Source organism: Edaphobacter bradus, assembly GCF_025685645.1.
Classification (GTDB): domain Bacteria; phylum Acidobacteriota; class Terriglobia; order Terriglobales; family Acidobacteriaceae; genus Edaphobacter; species Edaphobacter bradus.
Genome location: NZ_JAGSYF010000001.1, coordinates 472,805 through 495,160 on the forward strand (window position 1 = coordinate 472,805; position 22,356 = coordinate 495,160).

At 59.0% G+C, this 22,356-nt stretch carries 15 protein-coding genes and 1 other RNA gene; 6 read left to right on the plus strand and 10 right to left on the minus strand.

What is annotated here, in order from left to right:
* Positions 1 to 281 precede the first annotated feature (281 nt).
* From ssrA to OHL16_RS01985, 5 genes are all read right to left on the minus strand, one after another.
* Positions 282 to 634: a transfer-messenger RNA gene (gene ssrA / locus OHL16_RS01965) on the minus strand.
* Positions 635 to 708: 74 nt separating this feature from the next.
* Positions 709 to 1,128: an EamA family transporter gene (locus OHL16_RS01970; protein ID WP_263365394.1), complete on the minus strand. Its 420-nt coding sequence runs from the start codon at positions 1,126 to 1,128 to the stop codon at positions 709 to 711.
* A 45-nt stretch (positions 1,129 to 1,173) separates the two neighbouring features.
* Positions 1,174 to 1,611 carry a CYCXC family (seleno)protein gene (locus tag OHL16_RS01975; protein WP_263365395.1) on the minus strand — a complete coding sequence of 146 codons (438 nt, stop codon included), beginning with the start codon at positions 1,609 to 1,611 and terminating at the stop codon, positions 1,174 to 1,176.
* Positions 1,612 to 1,954: 343 nt separating this feature from the next.
* Positions 1,955 to 2,242 carry a 4a-hydroxytetrahydrobiopterin dehydratase gene (locus OHL16_RS01980; protein WP_263365396.1) on the minus strand — a complete coding sequence of 96 codons (288 nt, stop codon included), beginning with the start codon at positions 2,240 to 2,242 and terminating at the stop codon, positions 1,955 to 1,957.
* A complete protein-coding gene (locus OHL16_RS01985; protein WP_263365397.1) occupies positions 2,211 to 3,395 on the minus strand; it encodes an HD-GYP domain-containing protein in 1,185 nt (394 codons plus the stop codon). Before OHL16_RS01985 ends, OHL16_RS01980 begins: the two co-directional genes overlap by 32 nt.
* 163 nt (positions 3,396 to 3,558) lie before the next feature.
* On the opposite strand from OHL16_RS01985, the gene OHL16_RS01990 reads away from it, so the two are divergent.
* On the plus strand, positions 3,559 to 4,209 hold the full coding sequence (locus OHL16_RS01990) for a peroxiredoxin family protein (protein WP_263365398.1): 651 nt from the start codon (positions 3,559 to 3,561) through the stop codon (positions 4,207 to 4,209).
* A 3-nt stretch (positions 4,210 to 4,212) separates the two neighbouring features.
* Here the strand turns inward: OHL16_RS01990 and glmU are convergent, their stop codons facing one another.
* The 4 genes from glmU to OHL16_RS02010 form a co-directional block, all read right to left on the minus strand.
* A complete protein-coding gene (gene glmU / locus OHL16_RS01995; RefSeq protein ID WP_263365399.1) occupies positions 4,213 to 5,652 on the minus strand; it encodes a bifunctional UDP-N-acetylglucosamine diphosphorylase/glucosamine-1-phosphate N-acetyltransferase GlmU in 1,440 nt (479 codons plus the stop codon).
* Positions 5,653 to 5,908: 256 nt separating this feature from the next.
* Positions 5,909 to 6,613 carry a hypothetical protein gene (locus tag OHL16_RS02000; RefSeq protein ID WP_263365400.1) on the minus strand — a complete coding sequence of 235 codons (705 nt, stop codon included), beginning with the start codon at positions 6,611 to 6,613 and terminating at the stop codon, positions 5,909 to 5,911.
* A gap of 592 nt (positions 6,614 to 7,205) precedes the next feature.
* Positions 7,206 to 8,699, minus strand: coding sequence for a M16 family metallopeptidase (locus OHL16_RS02005; protein ID WP_263365401.1), 1,494 nt, complete (start codon positions 8,697 to 8,699; stop codon positions 7,206 to 7,208).
* Complete coding sequence (locus OHL16_RS02010) at positions 8,696 to 10,228, minus strand: M16 family metallopeptidase (protein WP_263365402.1); 1,533 nt, start codon at positions 10,226 to 10,228, stop codon at positions 8,696 to 8,698. Before OHL16_RS02010 ends, OHL16_RS02005 begins: the two co-directional genes overlap by 4 nt.
* Before the next feature lie 370 nt (positions 10,229 to 10,598).
* Here OHL16_RS02010 and OHL16_RS02015 point away from each other — a divergent pair, with 370 nt between their 5' ends.
* From OHL16_RS02015 to OHL16_RS02025, 3 genes are all read left to right on the plus strand, one after another.
* Positions 10,599 to 14,009, plus strand: a complete 3,411-nt coding sequence (locus tag OHL16_RS02015) for a carboxypeptidase-like regulatory domain-containing protein (RefSeq protein ID WP_263365403.1) — start codon at positions 10,599 to 10,601, stop codon at positions 14,007 to 14,009.
* Positions 14,010 to 14,460: 451 nt separating this feature from the next.
* Positions 14,461 to 15,645, plus strand: coding sequence for an ROK family protein (locus OHL16_RS02020; protein ID WP_263365404.1), 1,185 nt, complete (start codon positions 14,461 to 14,463; stop codon positions 15,643 to 15,645).
* A gap of 6 nt (positions 15,646 to 15,651) precedes the next feature.
* Positions 15,652 to 16,911, plus strand: a complete 1,260-nt coding sequence (locus OHL16_RS02025; protein ID WP_263365405.1) for a glycoside hydrolase family 88/105 protein — start codon at positions 15,652 to 15,654, stop codon at positions 16,909 to 16,911.
* On the opposite strand, the gene OHL16_RS02030 is transcribed toward OHL16_RS02025, so the two are convergent.
* Entirely contained in the window at positions 16,908 to 18,125 is a 1,218-nt protein-coding gene (locus OHL16_RS02030; RefSeq protein ID WP_263365406.1) for an alginate lyase family protein, read from the minus strand. The two genes, OHL16_RS02025 and OHL16_RS02030, sit on opposite strands and share 4 nt — an antisense overlap.
* A 213-nt stretch (positions 18,126 to 18,338) precedes the next feature.
* Here OHL16_RS02030 and OHL16_RS02035 point away from each other — a divergent pair, with 213 nt between their 5' ends.
* Together OHL16_RS02035 and OHL16_RS02040 are read left to right on the plus strand one after the other, a co-directional pair.
* Complete coding sequence (locus tag OHL16_RS02035) at positions 18,339 to 20,828, plus strand: 3-hydroxyacyl-CoA dehydrogenase/enoyl-CoA hydratase family protein (RefSeq protein ID WP_263365407.1); 2,490 nt, start codon at positions 18,339 to 18,341, stop codon at positions 20,826 to 20,828.
* A gap of 106 nt (positions 20,829 to 20,934) precedes the next feature.
* Positions 20,935 to 22,116, plus strand: coding sequence for an acetyl-CoA C-acyltransferase (locus tag OHL16_RS02040; protein WP_263365408.1), 1,182 nt, complete (start codon positions 20,935 to 20,937; stop codon positions 22,114 to 22,116).
* Positions 22,117 to 22,356: the final 240 nt, after the last annotated feature.

Sequence of the window (22,356 nt, forward strand, 5' to 3'; positions counted from 1 at the left end):
GATGAAAGGGCTTGGGTGTGCTAATGGCGGGTAAGTTGATCCAGCTTCCTTCTCGCCCGTCGCAAGGTGCGCGATGGTAGGGCACCGAGGGATTTCGCCCTGAAAGGAGTTATCGTTGAAAACAAACGGTTGGTAACTGGCTATTTTTTAGTCACTTGCACGTCGCTCGATGCGCTTTTTCCTGCTTCGCGAAGCGGATGGCGTGAAGCTTGAGAACTGCGCTTCCTATATTCGCGAGTGACGCCTTGTCGTTCAATGCAAATGAAAGGAAAACGCGTATGTGGTGGAGGCGGCGGGAGTCGAACCCGCGTCCGAAAAAACTTTCAACAGAGAGCCTTCATGCTTTTTCCTGTTCATTTTGTCTCGTCATCGGCGCTTAGAACGGACAAAGATGCGACGACGACCAGTCTGATTGATCTCGTCCGACCCGCGCAGACGGAGCAGGGAAGACCAGCCTACTGTGCGACGATCGGTACAGGCCCGTAGGCGAAGCTTGAGCGATCGGCTACTTAGTTAATTAAGCAGCAAGAGCCAGATTGTTGTTGGCACTTATAGTTTTGTGAGCGATTACGGGTGTCCACACCCCGGCATGCCTCTCTGCCGCAAGCAATCCCGTCGAAGCCGTGACGCCCCCATTTGGAGCTGGCACCAACAATGTCTTGGGCTGTGCAAAGAACTGTCTCAAGTATACGCTGAAGGACCAGCCACTCAGGCGAATACAAGAACCACTGCGCCGACCACGATCAGAGATGCGCCCCCGATCTTCACCGGAGTGAGCCGTTCGCCGAGGAAGAGCCAGGCGCCGAGGAGCACGAAGACGACGCTCAGCTTGTCGATAGGAGCAACGCTTGAGGCTGGTCCAAGCTGCAGCGCACGGAAGTAGCAGAGCCAGGAGAGTCCGGTGCAGACTCCTGAGAGGATGAGAAACAGCCAGCTACGACGGCCGATCTCAGCCAGCCCGTGGTGCCTCTCCAGGCTAAGTGCAATCGCCCAAGTAAAGAGGACGATCACAGTGGTCCGTATCGCGGTCGCGAGGTTGGAATCGATTCCTGCTATTCCTACCTTAGCGAGGAGGGCTGTCGCGCCGGCGAAGATCGCGGAGAGAAACGCCCAGAAGACCCAGGTCATGTTCTGAGCATACGCTGATCTGGGTGCCCGACTCTGCGATCTGATTTAGAGGGCGGCGGCAGTCAGGTCGACCATCTGCCACTCGCCGCGCTCGATGCCGGCTCGAATCTGTGCTGAGGTCTGGCCTTTCTTCGTCTGCTGGTACGCATATACGACTTCGCGCATGCAGGTAGAGCAGGCGGCTCCGTGGGTGCCTTCGAAGCAACTGTGCAGGCTGTTGTGTCCCAAGGCACGATCGCAGTGGCAGTAGCATGGCTCCTGATAGAGAACGTCAGGGATATTAGCCGCCATCTTGTATGCCGTGACCTGGTAGGGGTGGGAGAAGTATTCCCCGGTAAGCTGTTCGCCGCTTAGAATCGCGGGCAGTTGCTTTTTGGGGGGAGCAGTGTGGTAGGCAGGCACATCGTTTGCCGGATTCGTCCACTGGCCTGAGGCCACCACGGTGACCAATCCCAACGCAACGCATCCCAGAAGGCGCTTCATGGAATCATCCTAAACGGCTCGATGCGCTAAAACCAGTGTTTTCGGCTTGATGGGTGGGTTGTGAGGACTGGCAAAGGCAAAAAAAGGCGGCACGAACGGTAATTTGTCCGTGCCGGGAGGCCAGTGACGCAACTCGTGTCAGTCGAGGGATAGTCCCGGACTGAAGAACTGTCCGGAGCGGATACACGCGCCCCGTAGTTATGAATATACCACAATATGGAGGATGGGTATAAGAAAATACGTTCTGTCATATAAAAATGCTGATTGCGGCTTGAATGTAGGCGAGGTCATTCCTGTGCGTTGACGCGAAACCAGTTCGGCAGACAGGTTGTAGGCTTGTCGACTAGGAAAGGGGGAATTTCGTATCGAGCTGAGAGGCCATGGCGGCATCGCGGCTCGTGATTCCACCGGCGTCATGGGAGACAAGGCCTAGACGGACGTTGTTGTAGCGGATGTCGATGTCGGGGTGATGGCCAGCGGCCTCCGCCATTTCGGCCACCCGGTTGACGAAGGTTATGGCGGCGACAAAGTCGGGGAAGGTCCAGTCACGAACAAGCTTGCCTCCCTCGTACTTCCATCCGGGTTGCGATTTCAAAAGGCTATCGATCTCGGGCTGGGTCAGCGGTGGCATGGGCGGCTCCCTTCAGTGCTTCCGGCGTAAGTGATGCTAGACCGAAGGGTTTGGCGTGCGCAACTGTGGGTCGGATCAGAGTGGGCAGGGCGGAGACTGAGGCTTTGTCAACCTCGCCACGGAGCTCAGCCCAGGATTCGGGCGGCACCCGAAGGAAGACCTCGACGATTGCGGGGTCGAACTGGGTTCCAGAGCAGCGGGCGATCTCCTGCTGGGCCGCTGCGAAGGTGGTGCCCTTACGATAGGGGCGGTCGGAGGTCATGGCGTCAAGCGTGTCGGCGATGGCGAAGATGCGCGCGCCAAGGGGGATCTCGGAGCCACGGAGCCCCCGAGGGTAGCCGGTGCCATCAAAGCGCTCCTGGTGAGAGTAGACGATCTCGGCGGAGTCGCGGAGAAAGGGAATCTTGCTCACCATCTCGTAGCCGCTGCGGCAGTGCTCGCGCATGATGGCCATCTCAGCGGCGGTGAGGCGGCCGGGCTTGTGGAGGATAGCGTCGGGTGTGGCGATCTTGCCGATGTCGTGCAGGAAGGCGCCTCGGGCGATGATGCTGAGATGATCGGAATTGACCCCAAGGGCGCGGGCCAGGGCGATTGTGTACGCTGTAACGCGGCGGGAGTGGCCCTCGGTCTCCTCGTCGCGGAGGTCGAGGGCGTCGCCCATGGCCTCAAGGGTGATATCGTAGCTGCGCTCCAGCTCGTGCATGGCTGCGCGAAGCTGAGCGGTACGAGCGGAGACGGCGTCTTCGAGGTTCTGGCGATAGGCGTTGTGCTGCTGGCGCAAGCGGCCATGCTCGATTGCGCGAAAGACGACGCTCTCAAGCTGAGCACGTTCGAAGGGTTTTAGCAGGTAGTCGACTGCGCCACGGCGGAAGGCGTTAGTGGCCACGTGGATGTCGTGTACAGCGGTGATGAGGATGACGGGAGTGCCGGGGTGATCGGCGGAGATGCGGTCCAGGAGTGAGATGCCGTCGATGCCGGGCATCATGATGTCGGATAGAACGAGGTCGTAGGCTGGGTCTTCGCGCAGACGGATCAGGGCCTCTTCGGCGCCATTGGCGAGCACGGGGGAGTAGCCGCTGCGCTGGAGCATGGCCGCAATGATGCTGCGAACGGCGGGCTCGTCGTCGACTACCAGGATTCGTTCTTGTGACATTGACCTGAGACTCCTCGGCGCAGGTCGCGCCGTTTCTCTTATCGGCGGGGCAGAGCGAGACGTTAGTTTGAGTGTTCTCCTTTTGAGGGGCTGGAGACGGCTGCCTGGCGATTAGATTTCCTGTGACCGCAAATATTTTTTCGCGTCTCATGAGCAGCATCAGGTGAATTTCAAGTTCCTCACAAGGGAAGAATCGAGAGTGTGTGTGCAGATAAAGATAGAGAATCTACGGCAGCGCGGGCCCTGGGCTATCAATCGAAGTCTTATTGTGCTGCTATTTGTATTTGCAGCAACGATGTTTAAACCCAGTTTGCTTGCGGCCAAGACTCCCGATGTCGGAGGTACAGCGCCGGATTTTACTTTGTCTACGCCGGAAGGGCGGGCAATTCGTCTCTCAGAACTTACTGCAAACGGCAAGGTTGTTCTGGTGGTCCTTCGAGGCTACCCTGGCTATCAATGCCCATACTGCCAGCGTCAGGCACATGACTTTCAAGTGAATGCCGGGCGGTTCGCTGAGAACAATACGCAGGTTCTGCTGGTCTATCCGGGGCCGCCTGCTGAACTGGGTGAGCGAGCAAAAGAGTTCCAAGCTAAGCAGGGCGAACTTCCCGCCAACTTCCATCTGGTGATCGATCCCGACTACAAGTTCACCAATCAATATGGTCTGCGATGGGACGCACCGCACGAGACTTCCTATCCTTCTACCTTCGTCATCGATTCACACGGCGTGATTCTGTACCGAAAGGTCAGCCACGCTCATGGAGATCGTACGACCGCGGACGATGTTCTTGCGGAAGTAGTCAAGGAAAAGTGAGGTTTACCTCTGCGTCTCCTCAACAGCCTTTTTAGCTTCCTGCTTTGCCTTTTTTGTCGCGACCCATCCAGGCTTGGTGGTCTGGCGGCTGCGGCCTAAGGCGAGTGCGCCTTCGGGAACGTCTTCGGTGATGCAGCTTCCGGCGGCTATGTAGGAACCGCTGGCTAGTGTCACCGGGGCGACAAGCGTGGAGTCGGAGCCCACGAAGACACCGTCGCCGATGGTGGTCTGGTGCTTGTGCACGCCGTCGTAGTTGCAGGTGATGGCTCCGGCACCGATGTTGGTTCCGGCGCCGATGACGGCGTCGCCGAGGTAGTTGAGGTGGTTGGCCTTGGAGCCTTTGCCGATGGTGACCTTCTTGGTCTCGACGAAGTTGCCGATGTGTGCGCCTTCGCCGATGCGGCTCTCGGGGCGGAGGTGCGAGTAGGGGCCGAGTATGGCTCCGTTGGAGACCTCGGCTCCATCGAGAATGCAGCCGTTGCGGATCGTCACGTTGTCGGCGACGACTGAGTTCTGGATGACGGAGTAGGAGCGGATGCGGCAGTCGGAGCCGATCTTTGTGGCACCGAGAAGTTGGACGAAGGGCTCGATGATGGTGTCGGGTTCCACGGTGACCTGGGCATCGATGATGCAGGTCTCGGGGCGAAAGATAGTGACGCCGGAGGCCATGAGGCGGCTGGCGGTTTCGAGGCGCATGGCGGCGTCGAGGTGCATCATCTCGGCGATGGTGTTGGCTCCGAGAACCTCGTCGACGCTTTGCGCTTTGACTGCGACGACGCGGCGGCCGTCGGCGACGAGCATGGCGGCGACGTCTGTAAGGTAGAACTCGCGGTGGGCGTTGTCGGTGGAGAGCAGGTCGAGCTTGGAGAATAGCGCGGAGGTCTCGAAGCAGTAGATCCCGGAGTTGATCTCGGGGGCGCTGAGTTGGTCGGGCTTAAGCGATTTCTGCTCGACGATGGCGGTGACCTCGGGGCCGTCGGGCGTGCGGCGCAGGACACGGCCATAGCCATTGGGATCTTTGGGGACGGCGGTGAGGATGGTCATCGCCGCGCGTTCGGCGAGGTGAAGCTGAGCGATGGAGGCGATGGTCTCGGGCTTGATGAGCGGCACATCGCCGGAGAGGACGAGCAGGTTCTGCGGGACGGGCTCTCCTGAGAGCGCGAAGTATGCCTTGACCATCTGGAGGGCGTGACCGGTTCCTAGCTGCTCCTCCTGAAGGACGAAGCGGATTCCGGTGGATTCGACGGTCGCTTTCACGCGGTCGGCCTCGTGGCCGATGATGCAGTAGATCTGATCGGCGGGCACGAGCGTCTTGGCGGCGGCGATGACGTGGAGCAGAAGTGCCTGGCCTCCAATCTCATGGAGAACCTTGGGCCTCTTGCTCTTGAGCCGCGTGCCTTTGCCGGCGGCCATGATGGCGATGGCGAATCCTTTGGTGTTCATCTTTTGGCTATCTTCTCATGGGTGTTTCGGCTCGTTCTTTTCGCCAGTTTCTTCTGATGTTCAGAAGGTACCTCTCCCCCGCCTTATTTTGTGCAAAGTATTCAAAGCAAATTGTTTAGGTCTGGACTTCGGTTGCGGTTAATGTTAAATGCAGAAGCCCGGCTAAGCCGGGCTTCGCTTCTGTATCTCTACGTTTAAGGTTAGCAGGGGTGTCAAGGGTTGGGTGTGGAAATCCAGGCGGACTGGACTCCGCGCCTTAATCATGCCCGGGGGACTGGGCGGCTGAAGGCTTCTGGCGCTTTTTGGCGATGGCCCTTCCGATGTCCGGGAGGAATTCCTTTGCCGCGCTGAATCCGATGTTGCTGGCCATACTGATTCCGAAGCTTACAGCGCCGTCTCCTGCGGAGTCTGTGCTTGGGGGTTGCCAGAGGCGAGCGAGAAACGCTCCGGCGGCTACTCCTCCCAGTTGAGAGATGGAGATGTGTCGGGTGCCGTCGTCACGGCGGGCAAGGATGCCGCTGGAGAGCGCATATCCGGTGCGTGGCCATACACCGCTCTTGCCTGAGTTGAAGTAGCGATTGTCTTCGTGCAAGGCGCTGGAGAGACCGAAGGTGACCGTGCGTTGGATGGAATACTGTCCGATGATGTTGCCAAACCGTCTGCCGTAACCAGACGCGCCCTGTTCCCATTCTTCGGGCTTGTCCTCCCATTGATCGAGCCCAGCAGACAGTCCCGCCTTTGCGTAGCCCAGCGGATTCACCATGGTTTTAAGGTAGAGCCGGTTTCTCTCATGCTGGGTCATAGGCTTGAAGTCGCTCGCCTTCGTCGTTCCGGCCATGTTGAGGTAGTTGAAGAGATAGTCGATGCCCTTACCGGGCGGACCTGCGTGACTGGGAGTCGTGCCGGCGCTCTGGTCCTGCGCTCTCAGGATAGGAGCACAGAGAAGAATGGCGATTGCCAATTCGGAAGTGAGACTCCTGATCATGGCGGTCACCTATCCAATTGATGCCAATTTCTACCCTAAACGGAGTCCGGCAGCGGAGATATGTTGTGAGCAGGGAAGAGAATCACTGTAGTCCCGCGAGGGTCTTTGGGGTTCTTGAAATGGTCTCGATGTATTCAGTCTCTTAGGTTTGCCCGTTTTCACTGAGCGTTCATCTTAATTGTTTGACGCTTTATTCTTTGAGCCGAACGGAATGGCTGGATTTTATCCAGAATAGGGGTGAGTGAGGAAAGGGGATCGCGCTTTGCGCGATTGCCCACCTTAGGCGCGGTGAAGTCGCGCCGAAGATGGGGCACCCGATCGTGGTGGTGCGGCCAGATGTGGGCCATCTACCCGAGCAGTTTACATTCCGACCCTTCGCAAAATCGCGAAGGATGGGGCACCCGAGCGTTTGTGGTTAATTGAGATTGGAAGGGTGGCCACCCCGCCAACGACAAATGCAAAAGCTACTGCAAACGCAACGGCGAACGCAAAGGGCGCTAAGGTAACGCGAAGGTTCGCAAAGGCCAAGCTGCCGGTCCTTGCGACTTCGCTCAGGATGAGGAAGACCTTAGTCTCCCTGTTTGCCGGGTGGCGGCGGGATGGTGACGTCGAGAGTCGTTACCTTACCCAGGGCATCGAGTTTGGGAGTGATTTCTCCTTCGTTGCCGACTACGACGATTCCGAGCTTTGATTGATTGACGTACTTGTTGGCTACGCGCGAGACGTCGGCGGCGGTGACCTTTTCGATGCCGGTCTTGTACTTCTCGAGAAAATCGGGTGGGTAGCCGTAGAAGTCGAGCGTGACCTGCTCACCAAGAATCTTGTCGGGTGAGTCGTAACGGAAGATGAAGGAGTTGAGGAGTTGATCCTTCGCTTTTGCTAGCTCGCCCGGCGTGGGCGGGATGGTCTTGAGGCGGTCGACTTCTTCCATCATGGCCTTGGCTGCCGCGACTGTGCTGACGCTCTTGGTGGCGGCGATGACGTAGAAGATGCCGGGGTGATCGTAAGAGGCCCCGAAGCTGCCGCTAACCTCATAGGCGAGGCCGAGTTTGGTACGGACGTTCTGCACGACGCGTGAACCGAAGCCTCCGGAGAAGACCTCGTTCATGACGCTGAGGGCGTAGAAATCAGGATTGCTGCGCTCTGTGCCGAGGCCGACGATAAGGACGTTGGACTGATTGACGTCATCCTTTTCCACAAAGTTGACGCCAGGCTTGGGATCGGTGAAGGTGAACTTTTCGGACTGAAAGGCCTCGCCGCGTGGAAGAGCCTCAAAGGCCGTGCGAAGCCTGGCCTCCATGGCGCGGGAGTCAAAGTCGCCGGAGACAGAGACGATCATGTTGTTGGGGACGACGGTGCGGTCGTGCCATGCCTTGAGGTCGTCGAGAGTGACGGCACCGACGGTGGCGTACTCGGCCTGCCGGGCGTAAGGGCTGGTGGGGCCGTAGACGAGTTTGATGGCTTCGCGGATAGCAATGCCGCTGGCGTCGTCATTGCGTCGTGCGATGCCGGTGTCCATCTGGCGCTTGGCCAGGCTGAGCTTGTCGGCCTTGAAGGCAGGATGGAGAAGAAGATCCATCGTGGAGGAGAAGACAGAGTCGAAGTCGCCTTTGAGGCTGGACCAGGTGACGGAGGTGGAGGCGACGCTGCCGCTGGTCTCAATGTGCGCGGCCTTGTCCTCAAGCTGATCGTCGAGCTTGTCGCCGCCGATGGTTGCCGTTCCGCTGGTGCGCCAGGTCTGGCCGTAGAGGTTGACGAGGCCGATCTTGGAGGCGGGCTCGTCGCGGCTGCCTCCGCGGATAAGGATGCTCCCGTTGATAAAGGGGAGTTCGTGGTCTTCCTGGAGGAAGAGGACGAGTCCGTTGGAGAGCACGATGCGTTTTGGCTGCTGGGGTTTGAAGGCGTGCAGCGGCGGGATGGGGATTTTCTTCCACGGTTGTGCCTGCGCAGCGGAGTGAGTGGGCACAGGCGCTGTGGGCGTGGCTGTTGCCTGCGCGACAGCCATGGGGCCTGCGACAGTTGCGCTCAGCAGCGCGATAACTTGAATTGAAGAACGCTTCACTGAGCACCTCCCGTGCTGGTGGCTGGCTTCTGCGGAGCGACGAACTCGATGGCCGCGCTGGTGCGGTTGCTCTCGACGAAGACTTTATTGGCTATCCGCCGGATGTCGGACTTGGTGACGGCATCGATTTTGTCCAGCTCGCGGAAGAGCTGCCGCCAGTCGCCGAAGCGTGTCTGGTACTCGGCCAGTTGATGGGCGAGACCTTCGTTGTCACCCAGGCCGCGGAGCAGATCGGCGCGCGCGCGCGTTTTGAAGCGAGTGAGCTCTTCGTCGGTGACGTCCTCGTTCTTCAGGCGGTCAAGCTCTTTGTGGATCGCTGTGCGCATCTCGTCAGGCGTGTGGCCGGGGAGGGGCACGGCATAGAAGGCGAAGAGGCCGGGATACTTGTAGCCGGGGAAGCCGCTGAAGCCCTCGGCTGTAGCGGCGATGCGCTGGTCGCGGACGAGCGAGCGGTAGAGGCGGGCCGTGCGGCCGTTCGAGAAGACGTCGGTGATGGCGTCGTAGACGGCGTCGTCGGGGTCACGGTAGTCGGGGCGGTGGTAGCCCTCGATGTAGAAGGGCTGCGTGGCCTCGCGGATAACAACGGTTCGTTCAGCGAACTGTGGCGGTTCAACGGTGGTCATCGGCTCAGGCTTCGGTCCGTCGGGAATGGGAGCGAAGTACTTCTCGAGGACTGGCATGGTCTCGGAGGCTTTGAGGTCGCCGACGACGGCGATGACGATGTTGGAGGGAACGTAGTACTTCTTGTGGAAGGCCTCGGCTTCGGTGGCGTTGATCTGGCTGAGCTCGCTCTCCCAGCCGACGCCGCTGCGTCCGTAGGGATGGGCAACGTAGGCGGTGGCGAGGAACTGCTCGACCATGCGGCCGATGGGCGAGGAGTCGATGCGCATGCGGCGCTCCTCCTGCACGACGTCGCGCTCCTTATAGAACTCACGCTGGACAGGACGCGCAATGCGCTGGCTTTCGAGGTACGCCCAGAGCTCGAGGCGGTTGGAGGGCATGCTCCAGAAATATTGGGTAGAGTCTTCGCTGGTGGAGGCGTTAATGTTGACGGCCCCGTTTGCCTCGGCGATCTCGGAGAACTGGTTGGGGATGACATACTCCTGCGCGGCTGCCTGCGCGTCTTCGAACGCCTTCTTGAGCTGCGCGAGCTTTGCGGGGTCCTGGCCGACGCGCTTGCGGTATTCGGCGTCGTAGGCGGCGTAGGCGACCTCAACCTTGGCGAGCGCGACCTTTTCGGCCGGGTAATCGGTGGTGCCAATCTCGGTGGAGCCCTTGAAGGCCATGTGCTCGAACATGTGAGCGAGTCCGCTGTCGCCCTGCGGGTCGTCGGCTGAGCCTGCATCGACCAGGGTATAGAAGCTGAAGACGGGAGCTTCGGGACGCTCGCAGACGATGAGTGTGAGGCCGTTAGGCAGAACTTTGACCGCAGTTCGCTTCTCAAAGCTCGCCAGGTCCTGTGCCTTTGCAATACAGCACAGAGCCATCGCGAGTGTGACGACAACCGCAACTTTACTTCGAACTCGCACGGAACTACCTCCAGAGTGAGAACGCCAGAATTCTAACTATACCGAAGCATGCGATCCCGGTTCTTATTGGACGCTGGAGGGAGGGAAAGGATGATGAGGGCCTGCGGTTCAGCGAGCCGACAGATCCAGGTGGCGCAGTGTGGCCTTCAGAGCCGCGTGGCCTTGAGTCCCGGGTTTACCGCTGACGCCGCCTGCTCATCACAATTCGCTTGACCAAGCTCGAAGCAATGGTTTAACGTCGCAGGCGCTCCGCGAAAAGAATCAGATCTGACACGCACCGTAGGTTCGATGCCCGCACTAATTCTCGTATCGAGAATCATAGTAAAGAGAAAGTTCGCTCTTACAACAGAAGGTCTTTGGGGAGGACCAAATGACTTGCAATCGGAAGAATCGTCTCGGGCTGGAGCCTTGGTTGTTCGTAGTGGCTTTGTTGATCGCATGTGTTTCGTCGTCCGATGCGCAGCAGATTACAGGTTCCATCACCGGTACGGTGAAAGACGATACAGGCGCGGTGGTGCCGAACGCCGACGTCAGGGCGACCAACGTCGCAACAGGGTTTACTCGGGCGACCAAGACAGGTAGTGACGGCACATACAACATCCAGTATCTTCCGGTCGGCGGATACACCGTTACCGTGGATTCGCAGGGCTTCAAGAAGTTTGTGCAGCAGAATCTGGTGATCACTGTCGACCAGACACAGGCGCTGAATGTCACGCTGGCCGTTGGCGAAGCGACGCAGACCGTGGAAGTCACCGCTGCTCCGCCTCTGGTGAACACCAGCACCGCGGAGCTTGGCCGAACGGTCTCGCCCGCAGAGATCAATAGCCTGCCATTAACGACCCGAAGCGCTTATGCGGAGATATCCCTAACGCCCGGCGTGCAATCCAATAGTGCGAGCAACAGCCAAAACACTCCAAATTTTGTGATTGGTGTTCCCTCGACGCAGGTCATCATCAATGGTGGCGTCGACGGTGGCGTCCCCATGGTGAGCTTTTACCTGGACGGCGGCATCAACATGACCGGATTGCGCAATTACGGCAACCCACTGCCTAACCCTGACGCGCTGGAAGAGTTCCGAGTAGAAACCAACAACTTCGCGTCCCAGTATGGCCGCATGTCGGGCGGCGTCGTCACCGCCGTCACGCGTTCGGGAACGAACAAGTTTCATGGTTCTGTGTTTGAGTTCTTTCGCAACACCAATTTGAACGACACACCGTGGGGTACCCCCAAAGGCGCTCCAAAGACGCCCTTTCATCGGAATAATTTTGGCGCCACGGTTGGTGGTCCGATCGTGCGCGATAAAGCGTTCTTCTTCTTCAGCTATGGCGGTCTGCGGCAAACGGTCGGACAGCAACTCACTGGGGCAGTCGTGCCCACGGCGCTGGAGCGTCTGGGCGACTTTACGCAGTCCTATATCTACAACCCTGCGACGCACACTAAGACGCCAATCATTCCGAACCAACCCGGCACCAAGACTCCGTGGGTGGGTACAAACAGCTCATCTAACTGCGTGGTTGCGAAAAGCAGGTGTATCCCGCAAAGCGCGCTGGATTCGACGGCGGCGAACCTCATTAAGACGTACATCCCTTTGCCCAATGCACCGACCGACACCGCGCCAGGTGGTTATGTCGGAGTATTTAGCAGCCCGACGAACCAGGATGAGTATCTAGGAAAATTCGATCAGGCTTTGGGACAAAACGATCACCTGTCGGCGAGCTACTTCTATCTCGATACCACTCAGAACGCCTTTGGCGGCGCCACCACCAGCGCGGCAATCGTGTATTCGGTGAATCAATCGTTTGCAAAACAGCAGGTCGCGAACATCAGCGACGTTCATACCTTTAGCGGGACAACTGCAAACCAGGCCTGGTTCACCTTTACGCGGGTGGCCGGAGGCCGCGTAAACACGCCGACGGTCTCGCTCGGGGACCTTGGATCGAGCTTTACGATCCAGGGGCCGAAAGCTCTTCCACAATTGAGCGTTTCGGGTTACTTCAACGCCGGCGGGGCCTTGGCCGGCCCGGTCAGCACCACCAGTTTCTATGCTCTTCGCGACGTAGTGAGCCTGACCAAAGGCAGACACAGCTTTAATTTTGGAGCCGAAATATCGCTCGAAAAAGATGCGATCGTCGGCAATCTGTATAGCTTCGGAGTCTTCAACTTTCTCTCCACCGCTCCAACGACCACAGGGAACGCGCTGTCAGACTTCATCACCGGCCAGGTCGCTAACATGGAACAGGACACTCCTTACCATGGATTGCTGAATACCTGGTATTACGCGGGCTTCGTGCAGGACAGCTATCGAGTCACACCAAGGCTTACGGCGAACCTGGGTTTGCGGTATGACCTGGAGCAATCACCCGTCGAGTCTCAGAACCTCACCACCGCGTTTGTTCCGGGCGTTCAATCGACCGTGGTTCCCAGCGCGCCGCGCGGGGTCCTCTTTCCTGGTGACACCGGCATACCGCGTGGCATCGCACCGAACCGCAGTACGCACTTCTCACCGCGCGTGGGTCTGGCCCTGGATCCGTTTGGCGATGGGAAGACAGCGGTCCGCGCTGCCGGCGGCATCTTCTATGGCAGCGTCTCTGCCAACGAATGGAACCAGCCCGCGAACGCCCAACCGTTTGCGATCCGTCAGACCTTCAACTCCATTACCTCACTCTCCAACGTCTATGGGAATAAGGCATCCTTTCCCAGTGGGGATCCCTTTCCCTATACCTATAGCCCATCGAGTCCGCGCTTTCTTCCTGCAGCAGCCGTAGAAGCGATCGACCCAAAGTATAAGTGGCCTGTGTCCTATCAGTTCAATGTCGCCGTTGAGCAGCAACTGCCCCTTGGGATTAGTATGCAGACCGCGTATGTGGGTAATCTGGTGCGTCATGTTCCGACTGCACCGGACGCGAATAATCCGGTGTGGGCTCCGGGAGCCAGTACGTCGCAGGCGAGCATCAATGCCCGCCGCCCATATTTCGGTGCGAATAATGCTAACGGCGCGACGCTTGGCCAGGTGATTCTCATCCAATCGAGCGAGACTGCGAACTACCACTCTCTGCAGTTTTCAGTGCACAAACCGCTGACGCACAATCTGCTGCTCAACGGGTTTTATGTATGGAGTCACTCGATCTGGAGCTCGAATCCAAGCGCAATCGGTCTGGCGCCTACCGCACAGGACTATACTTATCTAAACGAAGAGCGGGGCCCATCTGACCAGGACCGCCGGAACATGGTCAGCATCTCCGGCATCTGGAAGCTCGATTATTACAGGGGTTCGAGCTTTCTACCCAGGTTGCTGGCCAACGGTTGGTCGATCTCACCCATCGTGAGCCTCAACAGCGGTCAGCCAGTCAACATAACCACGGGCGCGAATAAGAATGCCACCGGCTACAACAACGACCGTCCCAACCTCGTCCCTGGTGTAAACGCGTTCCTCGATTCCCACAGGTCCCGCACTGTTTCTACGCAGGCGTGGTTCAATACCGCAGCCTTCATCGCCAACGGCCCTAGTGTAGCCGGAGGGATTGGTCCGGGGGGAGCCGACGGCAACACGCCGCGCGACTACCTGCGAGCGCCGGGCTACCGGGACATCGATCTTGGGATCTCCCGCGACTTCCACTTTGAACGAGGAATCGGTTTGCAGTTCCGCGCTGATGCCACCAACGCGTTCAACATGGTCAGTCTCAACCCACCAACGGCAAACCTGTCCTCTGGGAATAACGGCAAGATCTTGTCGGCTGCCAGTCCTCGTTTGATCCAACTGGGTGCGCGGATCAGCTTTTAGCCTGTTCCGATAACGCTGAAGGGCCGACGCCTGACTTTCTTCTGAAGTCAGGGGCGGCCCTTGTCAGTTGGCGCGTGAAAACGCCAACCAGTTGAGGACCGGTGTTGAGGTCGCTATATCCGCTATTTTTCCAACTATGACGGGAGTATTTACGGGACAGACTTGCTCATGATTCCGTTTACCTGCTTCGGAAGAGTAACAATGTGGAGAGTATTCGCTAGGGTTCGGCGCTCTCCCGATTTTTCACGATGTTGTTGGAGGTGAAGGAGAAGCCGATCGGAGTGCGTGAGGCGGTAGATATAATTCATAGCCTCTACAAAATGTCCAGGCTTGAGTGATATAAAGGCTCGTCCTCGAAAACGTCAAGGAACGGGGAAGATGTATCGCGATCTGGCGCAAGGCCGATAGTTTGGTCCGCCTCTGCAGCACCTGGTAAGTGGGAAGCCTAATCATGCCGACTCCTCCATCACATCCGTTCACGTTTACGCGAAAACAAAGTGCGTCTAACAAGACGCCTCGCCAGATCAACCGGAACCTTGTCTTTAATCTGATTCGTACGCGACAGCCCATCTCACGTGCCGATCTCGCGCGCGTTTCGGGGCTGCAGCGGAGCACCATCTCGCTCATCGTTGAGGACCTGATTCGTGAGCGCTGGGTGCTCGAGGGATCTACGGGACGGCTGCCACGTGGACGCAGGCCGACGTTTCTTGAACTGAACCACCAGCGGGCTGTAATCGCGCTCGATATTCACCCTGCGCAGACAACCGTCGCGGTCACCGATCTCGGCGGCAGGATCGTCGCCCAGAATGTTGTCGTCCTGCCTGCGGACCCGAACAAGGCAATCGTCCCAATCATTGCGGCGATAAAGAAGCTGATGGCGAACCACTCCGATAGATCCTTTGACGGCATCGGAATCAGCCTCCCGGGCCGCGCCGATCCGGAGATGCAGAAACTGGTCTTTGCGCCGAACGTGCACTGGCCCGTTCTGAGCATCAAATCGAAGATTCAGCGCGCGACGGGGTTGCGCGTGGAGATGGACAATGTTGCCAATGCCTGTGCGCTCTCTGAGGTATGGTTCGGCGACAGTGATGGCGTCAATGATCTGGTCGTCGTCAACGTCTCGGAGGGTATCGGAACCGGCATCTTCTCCAATGGGCGGCTGCTGCGAGGCGCCAACGGAATGGCTGGCGAGTTTGGCCATGTGGAGATGGAGCACGATGGGCGTCTCTGTGGATGTGGAGGGCGAGGCTGCTGGGAAACAGTGGCATCAAACACCGCGGGCCTGCGTTATTACCAGGAGATGAGCGGGCACGGAGCGCCGAACTTTGCGACGCTCGTCAAGATGGCGCAGGCGGACGACCGGAATGCGATAGCTTCGCTCGAAAAGATGTCGCTGTATCTCGGCCGTGGGCTTCGCATGATTGCCTCGGCGCTGGCTCCGAGCGAGATCGTCATCGTAGGCGACATTACAAGCGCGTGGCACATGTTTGGCCCCAAGGTGGAGGCTGAGTTGAAGCGCAACGCGATCTCCAGGCCACCCAGGCTGCGCCCCTCGTTTGAGGGCAATACGGCACGGCTGCGAAGCGCTGTCGCGCTCGTGATGAACCAAGGTGTTGATCTAAATCAAAGGAATTAATTCGCTATGTTTTCTGCTGTTGATGTCTTAACTGGCAGTGCCAGTCTCCGCCAGCGACTTGTCTGCCACGCGACTCGTGTGGCGATGTTTGCTCTTTTAGCGGCGTTCAGCATCGGCTCAGGCGCCACACGGGTCTTTGGGCAAGCGGCCGCTTCGCCTGTGGCGTCGAAGCCCGCCTCAGTAGACGCGCAGGCGGCCGGAGACCAACCGGACGATCCTGGTCCGCTGGCAACTGATCTCTCGTCCAATATCAATCCCAAAGCGATTCAGGCGGCGATCAAGAGGGTCGGCGACTGGGAACTCAGTGTTGCTGAGCCAAGCTTCAACCGGCAGTGGACCTTTGCTGCCCTCTACGACGGTCTGCTTGCGGCCTCGAAGGCAACTGGCGATCCGAAGTACCGCGACGCCGTTCTCTCCTTCGCAGAAAAGTCGAACTGGCAGCTGATTGATACACGCTTTCCCCACGCCGACGATCAGGCACTGGGACAGGCATATCTCGACCTCTACCTCGCTGATCCTAAGGCGGCCCGCAAGGCGGTGAGGATGGCAAACACCAAAGAGATAATTGACCGTCTTGTCGTTCGGCCCGACGATCCGGACAAGCTGCTGTGGTGGTGGTGCGACGCGCTGTTTATGGCACCGCCCGTGCTTTCGCGGATGTACGTTGCAACGGGCGACCGCAAGTACCTCGATGCGATGGACCGAGAATGGTGGATCACCTCAGGCAGCCTCTACGACAAGCAGAATCACCTCTACTTCCGCGACGCGCGCTACTTTACGCAGAAGCAGGCGAACGGGCAGCCGATCTTCTGGTCTCGCGGCAACGGCTGGGTGCTTGGCGCTCTGGTGAAGGTGCTGGAGATCATGCCGAAGGACTATCCGAGCCGCCCGAAGTACGTCGAGCAGTACCGCCAGATGGTCGAGAAGTTAACGGCGATCCAGAGCAAGGACGGCCTCTGGCGCTCCGGTCTGCTCGATCCCGACTCCTATGAGCTACCGGAGGTCTCAGGTTCGGCGTTCTTTACCTACGCGATCGCCTACGGAATCAATGAGCACATCCTGGACCGCAAGACGTATCTGCCAGTCGTCGAGAATTCGTGGAAGGGCATGCTGACACACGTCTACGCCGACGGCCGCCTTGGCTCCATCCAGCCTATCGACGGCCAGCCCGGCAAGTTCAAACCAACAGCAAGCTACGTGTACGGTGTGGGCGGCTTTCTGATGGCTGGTTACGAGATGAACCGGCTCGCTAGCAGCAAGCACTAAGCAACTGAACCCCGGCTCTGCTCTCTCGGCATCCACAACAGCGGCTGTCGGATCGGGAAGTTCCGGATGACCTCCGGAACGGTGGGGTCGGGGTTCAGCCTCTTCCACAAAGCGATGTAGTCCTGCTGGCCGTACACGAGACCGGCGAAGAGCAGGGCCGGGTTGCGGACAGGGAAGTCGTCCCAGTGCTCGACGTCGTGGGCGTAGGGCCAGATGTTCTTGTCCTTGATGTATGGGACCATGAACGCCATCATCTTCTTCAAACTCCGGCCGTCGGAAGTGGAGAAGGCCCAGAGGCTCTCCCTCTCCGTCGACAGACTCTGAGCCAGCCCGCACAACACGTCCATGTCAAAGAGCGAGTAGCTGTATGGCTTCGTGCGCGCCAACTCCATTGGAAGGCTGCCGTCGGGCGCAACCTGGTTGGGCAGCAGCGTGGTGCGAAAGCGCTCGCGGCACAACTTCATGACCTCTGTATTGCCGGTGAAGCGGGCGAATTCGCCTGCCTGGAGAACCCAGCAGGTTCCGTGATTGTTTTTGGCGTCGCATTCCTCCTGGCCGTTCTTCGAGGTTCGCATCCATTCGAGATACTGCGCGAACCAGTCTTTGACACTCTGGCCTCCTTCGATGGCATTGGTGGCAGTCAGCAACGTCGCCGCTCGTGCCACCTCGACTAAGTGCAGCGTATCGATAATCCCGATGCCTCGTCCCTTATTTACGCCGAAGATGGCCTGAGCGTGCTCGAGGTTCGCGTTCATCTTCGTCGCCGGATCGACGAACCACGCGCGCAGGTGATGGCCAGCGTGATCGGCATACTTCGGCTGCTTCGTCAGCAGCCATGCGGCTGTGAGAGCAGGTACGATCAGGCTGAGCCGAACCATCGCCTCGCGATGCGCGTTGAAGTTTGCAGGATTCGAGAATCCGTCGCGGCGGATATAAGGGCCGCCGGGATTCTTCGGGTCGGGCCACCAGTAGTCGCCCTCAGAATAGAAGTCATGCAGGCCTCCGGGACTGCGCTCGCTGTGTGCAGCGGTCACCGTGACAGGCTGCTCTGCGAGAGATTTGTCTGCTGCAGCGAGAATGCGGCTGCGATCTGTTGCAGCAACGAGCGCATAGGGTGACTGGTCAGACGGCACGTCAGCCCGGATCGTTTCGTCAAAACAAGCCGCGGCTCCGGCAGCCAGGGCGCAGAACTTCCGTCGTGTCAGACCATTCATTCGTCAATGTCACCTTTTCGCAGGCGGAAACTGGGGGCTATTCACCCTTTCGTCCGCACCGTCGCATCATATCTTTTTGCCCGATAGAGTGCTCATTCCGTGGGCTCAGAACGAAGATTTCACTGGCGTTTCACTCTATGGCTTGACGAAATGAATGACCATTCATTATGCTTCACTCCCGTCTGAGACTTTCGCCCGATGGGAGCCCGCAGCATGCCGAACAGCACCACCTCCGCGCCAAACCGTAACATCCGCAAGGTAGCCGTTCTCGGCGCCGGAACCATGGGTTCGCGCATCGCCGCGCACATTGCTAACGCCGGCCTGCCTGTTGTTCTGCTTGATATCGTTCCGCCGGGCACTGCGGCTGACGTATCGAAGGCTGAGCGCAACAAGATTGTGCTCGCGGCCTTGGAGGGCCTGAAGAAGTCGAAGCCCGCGGCCTTCTATGCGGCGGATTCTGCGCGGCTTATCATTATCGGCAACTTCGAGGACGACCTTGCGCTGCTGGCCGGCTGCGACTGGATCATCGAGGCGGTCGCCGAGAACCTCGACATCAAGCACGCACTTCTCGGCAAAGTTGAAAAGCACCTCAGTGCGGGAGCGATCCTCACAACCAACACAAGCGGCCTGCCTATCGCAAGCGTCGCGTCTGGACTCAAGCCGGAGACCCGGGCCGTTTTCTTCGGAACCCACTTCTTCAACCCGCCGCGCTACATGCGCCTGCTTGAGATTATCCCGACGCCAGAGTCCGATGCGGGGGCCGTCGCGGCGATCTCTCACTTCTGCGATCAGCGTCTAGGCAAGACCATCGTTCGTTCTCGCGACACGCCGAACTTCATCGCCAACCGCATCGGCACCTTCTCGCTTGCGAATGCGATTCGCCTGATGCAGGAGCAGGGGCTGACGATTGAAGAAGTAGACGCCCTCACCGGTTCGGCGCTGGGATGGCCGAAGACCGGGACGTTCCGGCTCGGCGACCTGGTCGGAATCGATGTACTGGCGCATGTGGCACGCAACTTCGAGGCGAAGGCGGCGAGCATCCATGACGAGCGAACGGACGTAAAGCTGCCAGCCTTCATCAACACGATGCTTGAGCGAAAGTGGATCGGCGACAAGGCTGGGCAAGGCTTCTACAAGAAGGAAGGCAAGGACGCCGAGGGCCGCGACGTGCGTCTTGCGCTTGACCTCAACACACTGGAGTACCGGCCCGCCACTCGGCCGAAGTTCCCGGCGCTTGAGATGGCCAAGAACGTCGAGTCGACCGGGGCGCGCGTGCAGCAACTTATGAACGGCGATGGGAGTGCGGACAAGGCTGCGCGCTTCTACTGGCCGCTGCTGACGGAGTTGTTCAACTACGCGGCGAACCGCATCTCGGCCACGGGGACCGAGCCGGCGGACAACATCGTCGAGATCGATCAGGCGATGAAGACGGGCTTCAACTGGGAGCTTGGTCCGTTCGAGTTGTTCGACGCCGCTGGAGTTCGCGAAACGACCGACAAAATGCGCGCCGCGGGTGTGGCCATCTCACCCAACGTCGAGAAGCTGCTCGCCTCGCACGGAGGCAACGGCAAAGGGCCAACCTGGTATAAGGATGACCCCACAACCCCGAGCGGACGCCAGTACTTCGACGTCATCACGGGCGCGTACAAGCCTGTTCCTGTCGCTGGGGGCGTGAGCTCGCTCGCCGTCATCAAGAAGGCAAAGGGTGTGGTGAAGAAGAATCCGGGAGCCTCGGTCGTCGATCTTGGCAACGGCGTTGCGGCGATTGAGCTGCACTCGAAGATGAATGCGCTCGGCGACGACATCGTCTCGCTTATCACCCAGACCCTCAAGCCCACGAGCCAGCAAATTGCCGATTTCGAGGCCTTCGTCATCACGGGCGATTCGGCCAACTTCTCCGTCGGAGCCAACCTCATGCAACTCCTTATGGCAATTCAGGAGCAGGAGTGGGACGAGGTGGAGAGTGCCGTCCGCGCCTTCCAGAATATGACGCAGGCCATCAAGTTCTGCTCGCGCCCAGTCGTCGTTGCGCCCTACGGGATGTGCCTCGGCGGCGGCGTCGAGATCAGCCTGCATGCCGCGGCTCGTCAGCCTCATGCCGAGCTTTATATGGGGCTGGTTGAGGCGGGCGTGGGGCTTATCCCCGGCGGAGGTGGCTGTAAGGAGATGGTGCTTCGCTCGATCGAAGCCGGATCGAGCATTCGGCCTGATGCGCGCGGCGAGGGAGTCGAGATCTTCGAGGCCATCAAGAAGAACTTTGAGACGATTGCAAAGGCCTCGGTTTCAACCAGCGCGGCAGAGGCGCGCGGCCTGGGCTTCCTGCGCCCTTCGGACAATATCACCGTGAACCGCGACCGCCTGCTTACGGATGCTAAGCAGCGCGCAAGAGCTTTGGCGGATGCAGGGTACACCGCACCCGTCCCGCGCACCGATATCCCCGCACCGGGTGAGTCCGTCCTCGCGACGCTGAAGCTCGCCGTGTGGACGATGCGCGAAGGCCAGTTCATCTCCGACCACGACGTGAAGGTCGCCAACTGGGCCGCCTACATTCTCTCCGGGGGAAGAGTGAACCCCGGCACGCTAGTCAGCGAACAATATCTGCTCGATCTTGAGCGCGAGGCGTTTGTCTCCCTCTGCGGCGAGAAGAAGACGCAGGAGCGCATCGCCTTCACGCTCAAGACCGGCAAGCCGCTGAGGAACTAGAGGCAGCTTTTAGCTATCAGCTCCTAGCTTTTAGCTAAAACGAACTTAGAACAGGCACCATCGCTTCCAGCTAGGAGCTAGAAGCTAAAGCTAGGAGCTAGCTGTCATGAACGAAGTGATCATCGCCTCTGCAGTCCGCACCCCTGTAGGCAAGGCCCCGCGCGGCACCCTTCGCACCACTCGCCCCGACGACCTCGCCGCCACGGCGATTAATGGAGCATTAGCGCGCATCCCCCAGCTCGACAAGTCCGAGATCGAGGACGTCATCCTGGGCTGCGCGATGCCCGAGGCGGAGCAGGGAATGAACGTCGCCCGTGTCGCCAGCTTCCGCGCCGGGCTTCCCGTCACCGCCTCCGCCATGACCGTCAATCGCTACTGCGCCTCCGGCCTGCAATCGATTGCCCTGGCCGCTGACCGCATTCGAGGCGGCAGCGCGGATGTGATTGTCGCCGGAGGCACGGAGAGCATGTCTTATGTGCCGATGGGAGGCAACAAGATCTCGGTCAACCCGTGGCTCGTCGACAACTACCCGGGCTCCTACATGTCGATGGGCCTCACAGCGGAACGCGTGGCAACCCACTACGGCATTACCCGCGAGGCCATGGATGAGTTCTCCTACCAGAGCCACCAGAAGGCCCTCGCCGCGATTGCTGCCTGCAAGTTCGCCGACGAGATAGTTCCTGTTACGGTTATAAATACAACGCCGGACGGAAAAGGCAAGGCCAAGCCTGTGGAATCGATCTTCAAGATTGATGAGGGGCCGCGAGCCGATACTTCCTTTGAGGCGCTGGCGAAGCTGAAGCCGGTCTTCCATGCAAAGGGCACGGTGACGGCGGGGAACTCCTCGCAAACTTCAGACGGTGCTGCTGCTGCAGTCGTCATGTCTGCCGAGCGCGCGAAGGCGCTGGGGATCAAGCCGATGGCTAGGTTCATCGCCTTCGCCTACGCTGGCTGCGACCCTGAGGAGATGGGCATCGGCCCCGTCTACGCAATCCCTAAGGCTCTCAAACAGGCTGGGCTCACCCTCGATCAGATCGACGTCATCGAGCTCAACGAGGCCTTTGCCGCGCAGTCGCTCGCTGTTATCAAGGTGCTCGGCATCGATCCCGCCAAGCTCAACGTTAACGGAGGAGCCATCGCGCTCGGCCACCCGCTCGGCTGCACCGGAGCCAAGCTCACCGCAACGCTGCTTCGCGAGATGCCTCGGCGAAATGCAAAGTACGGCATGGTGACGATGTGCGTTGGTGGAGGGATGGGGGCGGCGGGAATCTTCGAGGCGGTGAACTAGCTATGTTGTCGATTGCTACCGAGTCTATGGAGAAAAAGGTACGAGTTGCAGCGCGAATATTTGTCGCAATGAATGTGATTGTCCTGACTCTCGCTATCACTTTCTACAAATTGAACCTGGAGTTGTGGGATCGCTTTCGTGATGACATCTTCCTAACCTTGGCATTGTGTTTTTTTGTGCTGATTGGATTAGGAATAGCGACTTCACGATCGCGGAACACATCTGAATCCTTAATTACCA

Bases quoted from the DNA above. Each gene is read 5' to 3' on its own strand.
- OHL16_RS01985 (WP_263365397.1), bottom strand. From the start codon at position 3,395: ATGTCACAAGAACGAATCCTGGTAGTCGACGACGAGCCCGCCGTTCGC.
- OHL16_RS01970 (WP_263365394.1), bottom strand. From the start codon at position 1,128: ATGACCTGGGTCTTCTGGGCGTTTCTCTCCGCGATCTTCGCCGGCGCG.
- OHL16_RS02040 (WP_263365408.1), top strand. From the start codon at position 20,935: ATGAACGAAGTGATCATCGCCTCTGCAGTCCGCACCCCTGTAGGCAAG.
- OHL16_RS01975 (WP_263365395.1), bottom strand. From the start codon at position 1,611: ATGAAGCGCCTTCTGGGATGCGTTGCGTTGGGATTGGTCACCGTGGTG.
- glmU (WP_263365399.1), bottom strand. From the start codon at position 5,652: ATGAACACCAAAGGATTCGCCATCGCCATCATGGCCGCCGGCAAAGGC.
- OHL16_RS02015 (WP_263365403.1), top strand. From the start codon at position 10,599: ATGACTTGCAATCGGAAGAATCGTCTCGGGCTGGAGCCTTGGTTGTTC.
- OHL16_RS01980 (WP_263365396.1), bottom strand. From the start codon at position 2,242: ATGCCACCGCTGACCCAGCCCGAGATCGATAGCCTTTTGAAATCGCAA.
- OHL16_RS02020 (WP_263365404.1), top strand. From the start codon at position 14,461: ATGCCGACTCCTCCATCACATCCGTTCACGTTTACGCGAAAACAAAGT.
- OHL16_RS02025 (WP_263365405.1), top strand. From the start codon at position 15,652: ATGTTTTCTGCTGTTGATGTCTTAACTGGCAGTGCCAGTCTCCGCCAG.
- OHL16_RS02035 (WP_263365407.1), top strand. From the start codon at position 18,339: ATGCCGAACAGCACCACCTCCGCGCCAAACCGTAACATCCGCAAGGTA.
- OHL16_RS02030 (WP_263365406.1), bottom strand. From the start codon at position 18,125: ATGAATGGTCTGACACGACGGAAGTTCTGCGCCCTGGCTGCCGGAGCC.